General features: G+C 71.7%; 13 protein-coding genes. 2 read left to right on the top strand and 11 right to left on the bottom strand.

What is annotated here, in order from left to right; genetic code table 11:
• Positions 1 to 120 precede the first annotated feature (120 nt).
• Positions 121 to 693 (top strand): GPR1/FUN34/YaaH family transporter, encoded by a 573-nt coding sequence (locus ABZ457_RS20245; RefSeq protein ID WP_359159041.1) that lies wholly within the window; start codon positions 121 to 123, stop codon positions 691 to 693.
• 170 nt (positions 694 to 863) lie between these two features.
• Here ABZ457_RS20245 and glmS read toward each other — a convergent pair whose 3' ends face one another.
• The 3 genes from glmS to ABZ457_RS20230 form a co-directional block, all read right to left on the bottom strand.
• Positions 864 to 2,681: a glutamine--fructose-6-phosphate transaminase (isomerizing) gene (glmS, locus tag ABZ457_RS20240; protein ID WP_359159039.1), complete on the bottom strand. Its 1,818-nt coding sequence runs from the start codon at positions 2,679 to 2,681 to the stop codon at positions 864 to 866.
• Between the two features lie 86 nt (positions 2,682 to 2,767).
• The gene (locus ABZ457_RS20235; RefSeq protein WP_018846439.1) at positions 2,768 to 3,046 is read right to left on the bottom strand and encodes a hypothetical protein; all 279 of its coding nucleotides are present in this window, start codon (positions 3,044 to 3,046) and stop codon (positions 2,768 to 2,770) included.
• A gap of 66 nt (positions 3,047 to 3,112) precedes the next feature.
• Complete coding sequence (locus ABZ457_RS20230) at positions 3,113 to 4,033, bottom strand: DUF4429 domain-containing protein (RefSeq protein ID WP_359159037.1); 921 nt, start codon at positions 4,031 to 4,033, stop codon at positions 3,113 to 3,115.
• 221 nt (positions 4,034 to 4,254) lie between these two features.
• Between ABZ457_RS20230 and ABZ457_RS20225 the strand changes: the two genes are divergently transcribed.
• On the top strand, positions 4,255 to 5,916 hold the full coding sequence (locus ABZ457_RS20225; RefSeq protein WP_359159035.1) for a beta-N-acetylhexosaminidase: 1,662 nt from the start codon (positions 4,255 to 4,257) through the stop codon (positions 5,914 to 5,916).
• A gap of 124 nt (positions 5,917 to 6,040) precedes the next feature.
• Here the strand turns inward: ABZ457_RS20225 and ABZ457_RS20220 are convergent, their stop codons facing one another.
• From ABZ457_RS20220 to ABZ457_RS20185, 8 genes are all read right to left on the bottom strand, one after another.
• The gene (locus ABZ457_RS20220) at positions 6,041 to 7,870 is read right to left on the bottom strand and encodes an IucA/IucC family siderophore biosynthesis protein (protein WP_359159033.1); all 1,830 of its coding nucleotides are present in this window, start codon (positions 7,868 to 7,870) and stop codon (positions 6,041 to 6,043) included.
• The gene (locus ABZ457_RS20215; protein WP_359159031.1) at positions 7,867 to 8,451 is read right to left on the bottom strand and encodes a GNAT family N-acetyltransferase; all 585 of its coding nucleotides are present in this window, start codon (positions 8,449 to 8,451) and stop codon (positions 7,867 to 7,869) included. Before ABZ457_RS20215 ends, ABZ457_RS20220 begins: the two co-directional genes overlap by 4 nt.
• Complete coding sequence (locus tag ABZ457_RS20210) at positions 8,448 to 9,752, bottom strand: lysine N(6)-hydroxylase/L-ornithine N(5)-oxygenase family protein (protein WP_359159029.1); 1,305 nt, start codon at positions 9,750 to 9,752, stop codon at positions 8,448 to 8,450. The genes ABZ457_RS20215 and ABZ457_RS20210 overlap by 4 nt, the downstream gene beginning before the upstream one ends.
• Positions 9,736 to 11,178 (bottom strand): aspartate aminotransferase family protein, encoded by a 1,443-nt coding sequence (locus ABZ457_RS20205; RefSeq protein ID WP_359159027.1) that lies wholly within the window; start codon positions 11,176 to 11,178, stop codon positions 9,736 to 9,738. The genes ABZ457_RS20210 and ABZ457_RS20205 overlap by 17 nt, the downstream gene beginning before the upstream one ends.
• A gap of 202 nt (positions 11,179 to 11,380) precedes the next feature.
• Positions 11,381 to 12,217, bottom strand: coding sequence for a siderophore-interacting protein (locus ABZ457_RS20200; RefSeq protein ID WP_359159025.1), 837 nt, complete (start codon positions 12,215 to 12,217; stop codon positions 11,381 to 11,383).
• 91 nt (positions 12,218 to 12,308) lie between these two features.
• The gene (locus ABZ457_RS20195; RefSeq protein WP_359159023.1) at positions 12,309 to 13,346 is read right to left on the bottom strand and encodes an ABC transporter substrate-binding protein; all 1,038 of its coding nucleotides are present in this window, start codon (positions 13,344 to 13,346) and stop codon (positions 12,309 to 12,311) included.
• A gap of 575 nt (positions 13,347 to 13,921) precedes the next feature.
• On the bottom strand, positions 13,922 to 15,082 hold the full coding sequence (locus ABZ457_RS20190) for an acyl-CoA dehydrogenase family protein (RefSeq protein WP_359159021.1): 1,161 nt from the start codon (positions 15,080 to 15,082) through the stop codon (positions 13,922 to 13,924).
• A 7-nt stretch (positions 15,083 to 15,089) separates the two neighbouring features.
• A complete protein-coding gene (locus tag ABZ457_RS20185) occupies positions 15,090 to 16,019 on the bottom strand; it encodes a hydroxymethylglutaryl-CoA lyase (RefSeq protein ID WP_359159091.1) in 930 nt (309 codons plus the stop codon).
• Positions 16,020 to 16,030 lie beyond the last annotated feature (11 nt).

The following is a 16,030-nucleotide window of genomic DNA, read 5'->3' as shown; positions in this document are numbered from 1 at the left end:
CCCATCCGTAACAGGTGGATTGTGTGCTTGTGAAGGGTGCATATCAGCCGATGGGTTTCGGCCGGGGCATCCGGCACACAGGGCGCAGAACAACTGCACAGGACAGGAAGGGAGCCCGCCGTGGACAACGACGTCTCTGCGGGAAGCGCTGGTTCCACCTCTACTCTCGGCACTCTCGTACTCGGGCTGACACTGCTGGCGTTCGGTGCCGGCGGCACCGGCCTGATCGACAACGTGGGCGCGGCCGATGCCGCCGCCCTCGCCACCTGGGTGGGCGGCGTCGCGCTGTTCGTCCTCGGACTGTTCGCGTTCCACGCGGGCGACGGCGGCTCGGGCACCGCGTTCGCCGGTCTCGGCGCCTTCTGGTTCACCTGGGGCACCGGTGTCGGCGGCGGCGCCTCGGCCGAGGCGGCGGGCCTGTTCCTGCTGCTCTGGGCGCTGCTGGCGCTGAGCCTGACGGCCGCGGCGGCGGGTGACGGACTGCTGGCCCAGGGCGTGTACGGGCTGCTGACGGTCTCGCTGCTGCTGGGCGGCATCGCCGCCTTCGCGGACAGCGGCGGGCTCGCCAAGGCGGGCGGCTGGGTCGCGGCGGTCGCCGGTCTAGCCGCCTGGTACGGGGCGACGGCGTCGCTCGCCAAGTGGCCCACGTTCAGCGGGCGTGCTGCCGGCCGGGGAGTGACGGCCACCGGCTGAGGCAGCCTCGGGGCCGGTGTCCGGGTGGCGCCGGGCCGGCCGGGGAAAGAGGGAACGCCCCCTGCGTGCACGGTGGCACGCGCAGGGGGCGTTCTCGCGCGTCTCGCACGCGGGGCCTTCGCGCGGAAGGCCGTGGCACGGGGCGTTCTCGCGCGGTGGGCGGGCGTCCGCTACTCCACCGTCACGGACTTGGCCAGGTTCCGGGGCTTGTCGATGTCCCGGCCGAGGGACAACGCGGTGTGGTAGGCGAGGAGTTGGAGCGGGATGCCCATGAGGATCGGGTCCAGCTCGTCCTCGTTCTTCGGCACCACGATGGTGTGGTCGGCCTTCTCCTGCTCGCGGTGGGCGACCGCCAGGATCCGGCCGGAGCGGGCCTTGATCTCCTCCAGGGCCGCCCGGTTCTTCTCCAGCAGCTCGTCGTCCGGCACGATCGCGACGGTCGGCAGCGCGGGCTCGATCAGCGCGAGCGGGCCGTGCTTCAGCTCGGAGGCCGGGTACGCCTCCGCGTGGATGTAGGAGATCTCCTTGAGCTTCAGGGACGCCTCCAGCGCCACCGGGTAGCCGCGCACCCGGCCGATGAACATCATCGACTTGGCGTCCGCGTACTGGGCGGCCAGCTTCTTGATCTCGTCCTCGGTCTCCAGGATCTCGCTGATCTGGCCGGGCAGTCGGCGCAGACCGTCGATGATCCGCTTGCCGTCCGCCACCGACAGGTCCCGGATGCGCCCGAGGTGCAGGGCGATCAGCGCGAAGGCGACCACGGTGTTGGTGAAGCACTTGGTGGAGACGACGCAGACCTCGGGGCCCGCGTGCACATAGGTGCCGCCGTCCGCCTCCCGGGCGATCGCCGAGCCGACCACGTTCACGACGCCGAGGACCCGGCCGCCCTTGCGCTTCAGCTCCTGCACGGCGGCGAGGACGTCATAGGTCTCGCCGGACTGGGAGACCGCGATGTACAGGGTGTCGGGGTCCACGACCGGGTTGCGGTAGCGGAACTCGGAGGCGGGCTCGGCGTCCGCGGGGATCCGGGCCAGGGACTCGATGAGCCCGGCGCCGATCAGACCCGCGTGGTACGAGGTGCCGCAGCCGAGGATCTTCACCCGGCGGATGCCGCGGGCCTCGCGGGCGTCCAGGTTCAGCCCGCCGAGGTGGACGGTGCTGAACCGGTCGTCGATCCGGCCGCGCAGCACGCGGTCCACCGCGTCCGGCTGCTCGCTGATCTCCTTGTGCATGTACGTGTCGTGGCCGCCCATGTCGTACGACTCGGCCTCCCACTCCACCGTGGTGGGCGTCGCCGTGGTGGTCGAGCCCTCGGTGGTGCAGGTGCGGAAGTCGTCCGCCTTGAGGGTGGCCATCTCGCCGTCGTCGAGGGTGACGACCTGGCGGGTGTGCGCGATCAGGGCCGCGACGTCGGAGGCGACGAACATCTCCTTGTCGCCGATGCCGAGGACGACCGGGGAGCCGTTGCGGGCCACCACGATGCGGTCGGCGAAGCCGGCGTGCATCACGGCGATGCCGTAGGTGCCCTCGACCAGGCGCAGCGCCTCGCGGACCTTCTCCTCCAGGGTCTCGGCCACGGAGCGCGCGATGAGGTGGGTGAGGACCTCGGTGTCGGTCTCCGAGGCGAAGACGACGCCGTCGGCCTCCAGCTTGGCGCGCAGCTCGGAGGCGTTGTCGATGATGCCGTTGTGGACGACGGCGACCTGGTTGTCGTGGGAGAGGTGCGGGTGCGCGTTCTCGTCGCTCGGGGCGCCGTGGGTGGCCCAGCGGGTGTGCGCGATACCGGTGGTGCCGGCGAAGCGCTTGGGGACGCGGGCCTCCAGGTCGCGGACGCGGCCCTTGGCCTTGACCGTCTTCAGGGCGGCCGCCTTCGGGCTGTTGATCACCACGCCCGCCGAGTCGTAGCCCCGGTACTCCAGCCGCTGCAGCCCCTCCAGCAGCAGCGGAGCCACATCACGCCTGCCGATGTAACCGACGATTCCGCACATACGTCTTAACCCCTCCGTGGTTCGGTGTGTGCTCGTGGCCCGGGCCGGTACGGCCGGCGGGCCGGGTGCCCGGCGCCGGGTTCCGGTCAGCCGTAGACGATGCGGCGCAGCTGGCGGAGCGAGAGCTCCGGCGGCGCCACGGCCCGGTGCGGCAGCTCGGCCGCGATCCGTTCGAAGATCTCGGCGTTCACCGCGCCGCCCGACTGCAGTTCGCGATGGCGGCGGCGGACGAACTCCTCGGTCGTCTCGTCGAAGTACGCCAGCACGTCCAGCACCACCCGGGCCGCCTCGCCGCGCGGGAGCGCGGTACTGCGGACGAGATGGTCGACGAGGTCGTCGTGGGACGCCGGGCGGTGTTCGAGCACCCGTAGATAGTGAGGGGCGAGGGAGGGGTTTCGCAAGAATCCTGCCCGATTTCGGGCAGGAAGGGGTCACATTCTGCGGATCACGGCCTGCTTGGCCGCCGTGAACTCCTCCTCGGTGAGTATTCCGGCCGCGTGCAGCTCGCCCAGTTCCCGCAGCCGGCGCAGCAGCGCGTCGTGGTCGTCCCCGGCGGCGGGCGCCTCGGGAAGCGCGGCGGGCGCGGGCGCCGGAGCGGGGACGGAGGCGGGGGCCAGGGTCTTCGGCGGGGCGGCGTCGTCCCCGGCGGCCCGGGGGTGCGGCATCCGCGCCACCACGGCCGCCGCGACCAGCGCCATCAGGGGGTCGTTGCGGAAGCCCCACAGCTCCACGGCGTACGGGTCGTACTTGGGCTCCGGCCGGCTCGGCGGCGTCGAGGCGTCGGAGAAGCGCAGGCAGCCGTTCTCCAGGCCCGCCGACGGCAGCCACTCCACCCGGGTCACGTCCTTGAGCAGCAGGGTGCGCGCCCCGCCCGAGCGCTTGGCCTCCTCGGCCTGCCACTTCCACTCCAGCCGGATGCGCTCGCCGTCGAAGGAGACCGTCCCGTCACCCGCCGACACCGTGATCGGCACCCCCGGTCCCGGCAGCAGATAGGAGTCGACGGGCCCCTGCGCGACCTGGTCGAGGAGCAGGGCGTTGCGCACCTCGTCCACGAAGTACTCGCCCACCCCCGAGCGGTCCTTCTCTACGCTCAGCCGGTACGGGTCGGAGCCGTCGTCCAGGGTGCCGCCGGTGATCTGGAGGAGGGGGTCCGCCCCGTCGCGCAGCCGCAGCCGCAGGCGTCCCGCCTTCCGGCCCGGCTCGAAGGAGACGCCGGCCACGGCCCGCAGGGGGACGCCGATCTCGCCGACCGCGCGGCGGAGCCTGCTCACGCTCTTGTCGCTGCCGGGCACGATGCGGATCGTGTCGCCGTCGAAGGTCCAGGTCCCGTCTTTCTGGATGATTTCTGCCACGCCGGGGATTCTCCCATCCCGGGCGGGGCGCGGGCCGGGGCCGGGAGGTGCGGGCCGGGCGGCGCGGACCGGGCCCGGACCGCGCACAAGTGGTCTACACCTTGACCGCGGTTGGGGCGCGCGATACGCATGAAGCGGGCCGGGCGCGCCCGAAGCGCGTCCCGCGCCGACGTCATCCCGTCCGGAAGCACTGCGCACAGCCCCCGTCGAAGGGACCCCCTGTGAGTCAGCCCCGACCGGTCATCCGCCGCCCCCGCGGCCCCCGTCTCTCGCGTCTGCTCGGTTCGCTGCTGCTGGTCACCGCGGCAGCGGCGGCCTCCGGTGCCACCCCGTCCGTCGCCGCCCCCGCGCCCGGCGGGCCCGTGGCCGCCGCCGAACCCGTGGTCCGCCCGCTGGGCGCGATCGTCCCCGTCCCCGCCTCCGTCGAGCCCGGCGGCGCGCCCTTCGCGCTGACCGAGCGGACCCGGATCCGCACCGACGGCTCCCGGGCCGCCCGGACCGTGGCCGAACAGCTCGCCGCCGTCCTGCGGCCCTCCACCGGCTATCCGCTGCCCCTGACCGAACGCCCCTCGCCCGGCGCCGTCCAGCTCCGCCTGGACCCGCGCGAACGGGCCCTCGGCGCCGAGGGTTACCGGCTCACCTCCTCGCCGCGCGGGCTCACCGTGACCGCCCGCACGGCCGCCGGACTCCACTTCGGCGCCCAGACCCTGCGCCAGCAACTGCCCGCCCGGGTGGAGCGGGACACCCGCCAGCCCGGTCCCTGGCGGGTGGCCGGCGGCACCGTCACCGACACCCCGCGCTTCGCCTACCGGGGCGCGATGCTCGACATCGCCCGGCACTTCCTCACCACCGGCCAGGTCGAGCGGTACATCGACCATCTCGCCCTCTACAAGATCAACACCCTGCATCTGCACCTCTCCGACGACCAGGGCTGGCGCATCGCGATCGACTCCTGGCCCCGCCTCGCGACCTACGGCGGCTCCACCCAGGTCGGCGGCGGACCGGGCGGCTACTGGACCAAGGCCCAGTACCGCGAACTGGTCCGGTACGCGGCCGCCCGCCATATCGAGGTCGTGCCGGAGATCGACATGCCCGGCCACACCAACGCGGCCCTCGCCTCCTACGCGGAGCTGAACTGCGACGGCGTCGCCCCGCCCCTCTACACGGGCATCGAGGTCGGCTTCAGCTCGCTGTGCGTGGGCAAGGAGACCACCTACGACTTCGTGGACGACGTGATCCGCGAGATCGCTGCGCTCACCCCCGGCCGGTACCTCCACATCGGCGGCGACGAGGCCCACTCCACCAGCGACGAGGACTTCGTCGCCTTCATGGCCCGGGCGCAGAAGACCGTCGCGAAGTACGGCAAGACCGTGATGGGCTGGCACCAGCTCGCCGGGGCGAACCCGGCGCGCGGGTCGGTCGTCCAGTACTGGGGTCTGGACCGGACGCCCGCCGCGGAGAAGGAGAAGGTGGCCGCGGCGGCCCGGAACGGCTCCCGGATCGTGCTCTCCCCGGCGGACCGGGTCTATCTGGACATGAAGTACGACAAGAACACCGAGCTGGGGCTGACCTGGGCGGGGTACATCGAGGTCCAGCGCTCCTACGACTGGGACCCGGGCTCCTATCTGCCGGGGGTGCCCGAGAGCGCGGTCGCGGGGGTCGAGGCGCCCCTGTGGACGGAGACCATCTCGACGAACGCGCACATCGACACGATGGCGTTCCCGCGGCTGCCCGGGGTGGCGGAGCTGGGCTGGTCCCCGGCGGCCACGCACGACTGGGCGGACTACCGGGCCCGGCTCGCGGCGCAGGGGCCCCGGATGGAGGCGCTGGGCATCGGCTTCCACCGCTCGCCCCAGGTGCCGTGGCCGGCGCCGGCCGGCTGAGCGGCCGTAAGGATGCACCGGCTGTAAGGAAGCACCGGCCGTTGGATGCACCGGTGTAGGAAAGCACCGGGGCCCGGTGGGAGGGACCGTGTCCCACCGGGCCCCGGCAGTCGGGAGGCCCCGGTCAGGCGGCGAACCGCGCGATCGGGTTGGTGAGCGTGCCCACGAACTGGAGCGCGGCGGACGGGTCGGACAGGTCCACCATCTGCTGGTTGTTGCGCAGCTGGAGGCGGTTCAGGCAGGAGAGCGTGAACTCCTCGGCGAACATGTCGTACTGCGCGAACTTGTCCGCGAGCTGCGGCATCGACTCCTGGTAGCCGCGCACGCACTCGGCGACCGTCCGCCAGAACGCGTCCTCATCGAGGACGCCCTCCGAGGCGAGGCTCGCGCCGAGGAAGCGCAGGAAGCAGTCGAAGACGTCCGTGAAGACCGAGAGGATCTTCTGGTCGTCCGGCACGTCCACCCGGATGCGCTCCACCGTGGGCGGCAGCACCGCGTCGGGGTCCATGACCGCGATCTCCTCGGCGATGTCCTTGAAGATCGCGCGCTCGACCGCGCCGTCCGGGCCGAGGACCAGGATGACGTTCTCGCCGTGCGGCATGAACACCAGGTCGTACGCGTAGAAGGTGTGCAGCACCGGGAGCAGGTACGCGTCCAGATAGCGGCGCAGCCAGACCTCGGGCGTCAGGGCGGACTCGGCGATCAGGGCGGCCGCGAAGGAGGCCCCCTCGTCGTCGGTGTGCAGCAGGGAGGCCATGGTGGCCAGGCGCTGCCCGTCCTCCAGCGTCGGCACCGGGCTCTCCCGCCACAGGGCGGCGAGCATCTTCCGGTAGGGCGAGTAGCGGTCGGTGGCGGCCTCGTACTCCAGGTGCCGGTAGCCGACCGCCGCCCGCTCGCGGATGATCGAGAAGCGGGCCGCGGTGAGCACCCCGTCGCTCGCGATCAGGTTGGCCAGCCAGTCGTTGATGGCGGGGGTGGCCTCCATATAGGCGGCCGACAGTCCGCGCATGAAGCCCATGTTGAGGACCGACATGGCGGTCTTCACATAGTGCTTGGCCGGGTCGCTGGTGTTGAAGAAGGTGCGGATCGACTGCTGGGCCAGGTAGGCGTCCTCGCCGGTGCCCAGGTAGACCAGCCGCTGCCGGGCGATCTCGGCCGCGAAGGTGACGGACAGCTTGTTCCACCACTGCCAGGGGTGGACCGGCATCAGCAGGTAGTCGGCGAAGTCGAGGCCCTGGTCGGCCAGGGTCTTGGCGAAGCCGTCCACGGCCTCGTCGCCCAGCTCGGCGCGGACGAAGGTCTCGTAGTCGATGCCCGCGCCGGCCGTGAAGGCGGCCCGGTCGCGGCGGGCGGCGAGCCACACCAGGTGGATCGGGGCGGCCGCCTCGGGCGCGTAGGCGTGGTACTCGTCGATGCCGAAGCCGAGCCGGCCGTTGTTGGCGACGAAGCAGGGGTGGCCCTCGGTCATCCCGGTCTCGATCGCCTGGAAGTCCGCCTTCGCCAGCTCGGCGGCGGAGAGCCGGGGCTTGGTGGACTTGAACGCGGTGCCGGAGAGGGTGGAGGAGATCTCCTCCAGGTAGACCGGCAGGATCGCGTCGCTCAGCCCGAGGGAGCCGCGCAGTTCGATTACGAACTGGAGGGCGTCCAGCGGGAGTTCCTCGGAGCCGCGGTGGCGGGTGATGGAGTCGGCCGCCACCTGCCAGTGGTCCAGGGCGTAGCGCTCGGCGCGGAAGCGGTAGACGGTCGAGCCGTCGTCGCCGGTGACCCGCCAGCCGGTGCCGGTGCCCTCGCCGGTGCCCTCGGCGGCGGTGTCCGGCTCGGGGGTGAGCAGCCGCTCGTGGGCGAACTCGGCGAGGCCCTTGCGGATCAGCAGCCGGTTGGCGTGGGCCCAGCGCTCGGGGGTGAGGTGGGCGACGGGGTTCAGTGTGACGGGGTTCTGGGCGGTGGGGTTCACGCGGCGGCTCCCGTGGTGGTTCCGGTGGCCTTCTCGAACTGCTCCCGGGTGCAGAAGCTCAGCAGCGCTTCCTTCTCCGGCTTGACGATCTTCTCCACGGCCTCGAATCCGACGGCCTCGTTCAGCCGGTGCACGGCGGTGTTGCTCACGTCCGGCTCCACGACGACCCGCCGGGCCGCCGGGTCGGCGAACAGCTCCCGCATCACGGCGGTGATCACCGCGCGGGTGAAGCCGTGCACCGGGGTGTCGGTCGGCGCGACGAGGAAGTGCATGCCGACGTCGCCCGGCTCGGGCTCGTAGAGGCCGACCAGCTCGACGTACCGGGGGTCGTAGCTCTCCATCAGGAAGGCGGGCTCGCCGTTGTGCAGGCCGATGAAGGCGTGGTGGTGCTCGTGCGCGGCGATGCGCATGTACTCGCGCTCGACGTCCTCCAGCCGGGCGTCCTGCATCATCCAGTACGCGGCCTTGGGGTGCGTCACCCAGCCGTGCAGCAGACCGGCGTCCGCGAGCGGGTCGAGCGGGCGGAAGGTCAGGCTGCCGACGCCGGTGCTGTCGGGGGTGCTGGTCTCGGCGGTGCTCATACGGAGAACTCCTGGAACGCGATGCTCTTCTCGACGGGGTAGTACTCGCTGCCGAGCAGCTCGCGGATGATGTACGCGTTGCGGTAGGCGCCCATGCCCAGGTCGGGCGAGGTGATCGAGTGGGTGTGCACGCCCGCGTTCTGGAGGAAGATCTCCCGGCCGGCGGTGTCGATCGTGTAGTTGCGCGCCACGTCGAAGCGGCCCTGCCCGTCGAGCCGGATGCGGTCCGCGACCGGCTTCAGGAACTCGGGGGTGACGTACTTGTAGCCGGTGGCCAGCACCAGGCCCTCGGTCTCCAGGGTGTAGTCCTTGCCCTGCTCCTGCTGGCGCAGTCCGAGGGTGTAGGTGCCGTTCTCGTAACCGACCGACTCCAGCGAGGAGTTGGTGAGCAGCCGGGTGGGGACCGGGCCGGAGACGTTCTTCTGGTACAGCAGGTCGAAGATCGCGTCGACCAGCTCGGAGTCGATGCCCTTGAAGAGGCCCTTCTGCTGGGACTCCAGTCTGTAGCGGGTCTCCTCCGGCAGCGCGTGGAAGTAGTCGATGTACTCCGGGGAGGTCATCTCCAGGGTCAGCTTGGTGTACTCCAGCGGGAAGAACCGCGGGGAGCGGGTGACCCAGTTGAGCCGGTAGCCGTGCACGTCGATCTCGGCGAGCAGGTCGTAGTAGATCTCCGCCGCGCTCTGACCGCTGCCGACGACGGTGATGGAACGCTTCTTCTGGAGGGCTTCCCGGTGCTCCATGTACCGGGAGTTGTGCAGCAGGTCGCCGCCCACGCCCTGGCAGGACTCGGGCAGGTACGGCGGGGTGCCGGTGCCCAGCACGATCCGGCGGGCGGTGTACGTCTCGCCGCTCTCGGTGCGCACCACGTAGACCTCGCCGGCGGTGTCGTACTCGACGGCGGTGACGGTGGTGGAGAAGCGGACGTTGCCCAGCTTGGCGGCGGCCCAGCGGCAGTAGTCGTTGTACTCGACGCGCAGCGGGTAGAAGTTCTCGCGGATGTAGAACGAGTACAGCCGGCCCTTCTCCTTCAGGTAGTTCAGGAAGGAGTACGGCGAGGTCGGGTCCGCGAGGGTGACCAGGTCCGACATGAAGGGCGTCTGGAGGTGGGCGCCGTCCAGGAACATCCCCGAGTGCCACTCGAAGTCCGGCTTGGACTCCAGGAAGAGGGAGTCGAGTTCGCCGATCGGCTCGGTGAGGCAGGCGAGGCCGAGGTTGAAGGGACCGAGTCCGATCCCGATGACGTCGTACGTCGCGCGGGGGCGCTCGGCGTGCGGCTGCCGGGTGTCAGGAAGCGTGGACAAGGTTCTCTCCAAGGAACTGCTCGGCGTGGCCGGCTATCAGGTCGAGGACGGCGGCGATGTCGGCCGCCGTCGTCTCGGGGTTGAGCAGGGTGAACTTCAGGTACTGGCGGCCGTTGACCTTGGTGCCCGCGACGACCGCCTCACCGGAGGCGAACAGCGCCTTGCGGGCGTGCAGGTTGGCCTGGTCGATCAGGGTGGGGCTGGTGACGGACTCCGGGATGTAGCGGTAGACCAGGGTGGAGAGCTGGGGCTGGACGACCACGTCGTAGCGCGGGTCGGCGGCCAGCAGCTCCCAGCCCTCCGAGGCCAGGTCGCAGACCTCGTCGAAGAGCTGCCCGATGCCGTCGGCGCCCATCACCCGCAGGGTCATCCACAGCTTGAGGGCGTCGAAACGGCGGGTGGTCTGGAGGGACTTGTCGACCTGGTTGGGGATGCGCTCCTCCAGCGTGCGGCGCGGGTTGAGGTACTCCGCGTGGTAGGTGGCGTGCCGCAGGGTGGACCGGTCGCGGACCAGGAAGGCAGAGGAACTCACCGGCTGGAAGAAGGACTTGTGGTAGTCGACGGTGACCGAGTCGGCCTGCTCGATGCCGTTCAGCAGGTGCCGGCGGGTCGGGGAGGCGAGCAGTCCGCAGCCGTAGGCCGCGTCCACGTGCATCCAGGCGCCGTAGTCGCGGGCGAGGGCGGCGATCTCGGTCATCGGGTCGATGGAGCCGAAGTCGGTGGTGCCGGCGGTCGCGACGATCGCCATGGGGACCAGACCCTCGCTGACGCAGCCCATGAGTTCGGTCTCCAGGGCGACCGTCTGCATGCGCTTGGTGCGGTCGGTGGGGATCGAGACCACGGCGTCGGCAGGGAGGCCGAGCAGGGTGGCGGACTTCTGGACACTGAAGTGGCTGCACTCGGAGGTGAAGATGCGCAGCTTCGACAGGTCGTCCGTCTTGGCCTCCTGGCGCGCGAGCAGCAGCGCCTGGAGGTTGGACTGGGTGCCGCCGGAGGTGAACACGCCGTCGGCGGCGGGGCCGAGGCCGATGCGGGAGCAGGTCCAGTCGATGAGCTTGCGCTCGATCAGGGTGCCGCCCGCGCTCTGGTCCCAGGTGTCCAGGGAGGAGTTGACGGCGGAGAGCACGGCCTCGCCGAGCACGGCCGGGATGACGACCGGGCAGTTGAGGTGGGCGAGGTAGCGGGGGGAGTGGAAGTAGACGGCGTCGCGGAGGTAGACGTCCTCCAGCTCGTCGAGTGCGGCGGCGGTGTCGCCGAGCGGCTTGTCGAGGTCGACCGCCGCCACGACGGGGGCGAGTTCGTCGGGGGTGACTCCGGTGAACGGCCGCTGGGTCGAGGCGAGTTTGGCCGCCACCCGCTCGACGCCCTCGGTCACGGAGCGACGGTAGTGCTCCGCCGTCGTGTCATTGAGCAGGTGCGTGCGCATGCAGTGCCCTTCCGGGGGTGAGGGGACGGTTCCGTTCCTCCGGGCAGGCGTGGGGAAGAGGAACGAGCCATTCGACTTAGGTAAGCCTAACCTTGGTTGCGTAGTGCTTCGCGCCTCTGATCGTTCTCGCGCTGTGGGGTTGTTCACACTGCGCGGGATTCAGGGGTGCAACAGGCGCCGTGGGCGCGGAGGCGCCGCGCGCTCAGTCCGTGTCGGGCGTCTCGCGCAGGCCGTCCTCGCTCAGGCCGCGCTTCCAGTAGCCGACGAAGGTGACCCGCCTGCGGTCGATGCCGCGCTCGTTCACCAGGTGCCGCCGGAGCGCCTTCACGCTCCCGGACTCGCCCGCGATCCACGCGTACGGCACGCCCTCGGGCAGTTCGGCGGCGGACACGGCCTCGACCGCGGAGGGGGAGCCCTCGTCGCGGACCAGCCAGGTGACCTCCGCGTCGGCCGCCGTGGTGAGTTCCAGCCGGTCGCCCGCGTGCGGGACCTCCAGCCAGACCCTGGCGGGCAGGCCCGCCGGAAGCCATTCGAGGATCGCGGCGACCGCCGGGAGGGCCGTCTCGTCGCCCCAGATCAGCACCCACTCGGTGCCCTCCGGGGGACGGCAGCGCACCGCCGTGTTGTCGGCGACGGCCGGGCCCAGCACGGTGACCCGGTCCCCGGCCCGGGTGGCGAGGGCCCAGCGGCAGGCGGGGCCGCCGTCCTCGTGCACGGCGAAGTCGATGTCGACCTCCCCGTCCTCGGCCCGCTGCTCCCGCAGGGTGTACGAGCGCATCACCGCGCGCTCCTCGTGGGGGAGCGCGCGCCAGGCGCCGAGGACCGCGTACATGTCCCCCGCCTCGCGCGGGACGACCGGGGCCCGCTGGCCGGGGTGCGGCAGGAAGAGGGAGAGGGACTGGTCACGGCCGCCGGCCGCGAAGTCCTTCAACTCCTCGCCGGTGAAGGTGACCCGCACGAGCGACGGGCCGAGCCGCCTCGTCCGGTCGACCGTGAGATCGAAGAAGCGGAACGGGGCGGTCTCGGCCTGTGTCGACATGGTGTCGGGAAACCTCGGCGGTCGTCCGGGTGGGGGGCGCGGTCTCCGCGCCGGCCGGTCCGCACGGGCGGGACCGGCCGGCGCGGCGGGGTCAGGAGACCTTCTTGGAGTTCTCGATCGCCTTGGCCAGCTCCTCCAGGAGCGGGGCGCACTTGGCGTACGAGTAGATCGGCTCGGTGACGCGCGGGAAGACCTGGCCGGCCTTGACGGCGGGGAGCTTCGCCCAGGTGGGCTTGGCCTTCTTCAGGTCGGCGTCCTGGAGGGTGCCGGTCCGGTTGTCCAGGATGATGATGTCGGCCTCGTACTTGTCGGCGTTCTCCCAGGACAGCTCCTCGAAGAAGCCCTGCGCGTTGGGCTTGGGCTCGACGAACTTCACGCCCAGCTCCTGGAAGTAGAGCGTGTCGGCGCTCATCTTCGGCACGGAGACGTAGAAGAGGTCCTGCGAACCGGAGCCGATGAGGACCTTGAGGTCGGGCTTGGACTTCGCGGCCTGGCGCAGACGCTCGGCGGCGGCCTCGAAGCGGGCCTTCGCGTCGGTGACCTTCTTGTCCTTGAGGTCGGCGCCGAGGGACTCGGCCAGCTCGGCACGGCGGGCGAGCGCCTTCGGCATGGTGGTCTCGGCGGCCCACAGGGCGACGCTCGGGGCCAGCTTCAGGATCTTGTCCTTGGACTGGTCCGGCACGTACCAGAGGGCGTCCTTCTGCCACATGTCGGTGATCAGCAGCTCGGGGGAGAGCGCCGCGTACTTCTCGACGTTGAACTCGCCCCAGACGTTGCCCAGGATCTCGACCTTGTTGATGTCCATGTCGCCGGCCTGGACGTCGGGCTTGCCGTCGGCGGTCTTGGTCGGGCCGAAGACGCCCTTGACCTCGATGCCGTAGTCGTACAGCGCGGCGGCGGTGCCGGTGAACGCGACGATGTTCTTCGGGGCGGACTTCTGCTCGGCGGTCTGGCCGCGGTCGTCCTTGAACGACCAGGGGCCGGACGCCTTGCCCGTCTCCTTGCCCGAGCCGCCGCTCTTGGTGTCGTCGCCGCTGCCGCAGGCGGCGAGCGCGGCGCCGAGCCCGAGGGCGCCACCGGCGGCGAGAAGGCCGCGGCGGGTGAGGTGGGATGCTCGGGCGTTGGACATGTTGGAGTCGCTTTCGTACGTGCCGATTCGGCCACGCTGGCCAGGTTCGGAGGTAGGTTAGCCTAACCTCATCCTTGGCCAAAGGGTGGGGCGGGGCGTACGGGAGTGATCTCCCCCACCGGGAAGCGGACGCGGTGGCCGGCCCGGGCGGCCGGGGCCGGGTGGGGCCGTCAGCCCGTGGACCCGGCGCCCCGAGCGGGGCCGGGACCGGTCGGCCCGTGGGCCGGTGTCGGCCCGTCAGCCCGTGGGCCCGGCGGCCCGGGCCCGGTGCCCGGGCGGGGGTTGGACCCCGCCGGTCCGCGAGTGAGGCGCCGGCCCCGGTCGGCCAGGGCCGGTCGGCCAGTGAGCCCGGCGTCCCCGGGCGGGCCGCGCCAACGCGGAACGGGCCTGGTGCCGGCCCGTCAGCCCGGCGGGGCCGGTCGGCTCCGGGTGGGGCGCGATCGGTCGGCCGTGGGCCCGGCGGGCCGGGCGGGGGCTGGCCCCGCCGGTCCGGCCCGTGGGCCGGTTCCGGCCGAGCCGGGACCGGGTGGACCGTCAGCCCGTGGGCCGGTGCCCGGCCGGGACCGGGTGGACCGTCAGCCCGTGAGCCCCAGCTCACGGGCGATCAGCATGCGCTGGACCTCGCTGGTGCCCTCGCCGATCTCCAGGATCTTGGAGTCGCGCCACATCCGGGCGACCGGGTACTCGTTCATGAAGCCGTAGCCGCCGTGGATCTGGGTGGCCTCGCGGGCGTTGTCCACCGCGACCGTCGAGGAGTACAGCTTGGCGAGGGCCGCCTCCTTCTTGAAGGGCTCGCCGAGGACCAGCCGGGAGGCCGCGTCCCGCCAGCCGACGCGGGCCATGTGCGCCCGCATCTCCATGTCTGCGATCTTGAACTGGATGGCCTGGTTCTCGCCGATCGGCCGCCCGAACGCCTGCCGCTCGCGCGCGTACTTCACGGACTCGTCCACACAGCCCTGGGCCAGACCGGTCGCCAGCGCCGAGATCGCGATACGGCCCTCGTCCAGGATGCGCAGGAACTGGGCGTACCCGCGGCCCTCCTCGCCCAGCAGGTTGGCGACCGGGACACGGACGTCGTCGAAGGACAGCTCGCGGGTGTCCGAGGCGTTCCAGCCGACCTTGGAGTAGGGGGCGGCGACCGTGAAGCCGGGGGTGCCGGAGGGCACGATGATCGAGGAGATCAGCGGCTTCCCCTCGGGGGTGCGGCCGGTGACCGCCGTGACGGTGACCAGGCCGGTGATGTCGGTGCCGGAGTTGGTGATGAAGCACTTGGAGCCGTTGATCACCCACTCGTCGCCGTCGCGCACGGCGGTGGTGCGGGTGCCGCCCGCGTCCGAGCCGGCGCCCGGCTCGGTCAGCCCGAACGCGCCCAGCAGCTCGCCCGAGCAGAGCCGCGGCAGCCACTCCCGCTTCTGCTCCTCGGTGCCGAAGCGGTACACCGGCATCGCGCCGAGGGAGACGCCCGCCTCCAGGGTGATGGCCACCGAGGAGTCGACCCGGGCCAGCTCCTCCAGGGCGATCCCGAGGGCCAGGTAGTCGCCGCCCATCCCCCCGTACTCCTCGGGGAACGGCAGCCCGAACAGGCCCATGCGGCCCATCTCCCGCACGATCTCGTACGGGAACTCATGGCGCTCGTAGAAGTCGCCGATCTTGGGCGCGATCACATCGTGGGCGAACTCCTCCACCGTGCGGCGGAGTTCCTCGTGCTCGGCGGAGAGCCGGTGGTCCAGGGACATCGGGTGGTCACTCCTTGTGGGAGAGGGCGCGGACGGTACGGGACGGGCTGGGACGGCCCAGTTGATCGGCCATCCACGCGCTTGTGGCGGTGAGGCGGCCGAGATCGACCCCGGTCTCGATGCCGAGGCCGTCGAGCATCCACACCAGGTCCTCGGTGGCGAGGTTCCCGGTGGCGCTCCTGGCGTAGGGGCAGCCGCCCAGCCCGCCCGCCGAGGCGTCGACGACGCCGACGCCGTGCCGGAGGGCGGCCAGGGTGTTGGCGAGGGCCTGCCCGTAGGTGTCGTGGAAGTGGACGGCGAGCCGTCCGACCGGCACCCCGCCGTCCGTGAGGGCGGTGAGCAGGGCGCCGACATGGCCCGGGGTGGCCACCCCGATGGTGTCGCCGAGGCTCAGCTCGTCGCAGCCCATCTCCACCAGACGGCGGCAGACCGCGACGACCTGCTCGACGGGAACCGGGCCCTCCCACGGGTCGCCGAAGCACATCGACACATAGCCGCGCACCCGCAGCCCGTGCTCGACGGCCCTTATGACGACCGGCCGGAACATCGCCAGGGACTCCTCGACCGTGCGGTTGAGGTTGGCCTTGGCGAAGGACTCGGTGGCGCTGGCGAACACGGCGACCTCGCGGACCCCGAGCCCGAGCGCGCGGTCCAGGCCGCGGTCGTTGGGGACGAGGACGGGCAGGCGGACGCCCGCCAGACCGTCCATGCCGTCGAGCAGCGGCACCAGCTTCTCCGCGTCGGCCAGCTGGGGCACCCACTTCGGGTGCACGAAGCTGGTCGTCTCCACGGTGCGCAGCCCGGCACCGGCCAGCCGGCGGACGAACTCCGCCTTGACCTCGGTGGGGACGACCGCCTTCTCGTTCTGCAGGCCGTCCCGGGGGCCGACCTCGTGGATGCGGACCCGCGCGGGCAGTCCCGGCTCGGGGAAGGGCATCGGCAGTCCGG

The sequence above is a fragment of the Streptomyces sp. NPDC005805 genome (assembly GCF_040630445.1).
GTDB lineage: Bacteria > Actinomycetota > Actinomycetes > Streptomycetales > Streptomycetaceae > Streptomyces.
The sequence above is the reverse complement of the archived record's forward strand: the minus strand, read 5'-3'. Positions and strand labels throughout refer to the sequence as shown.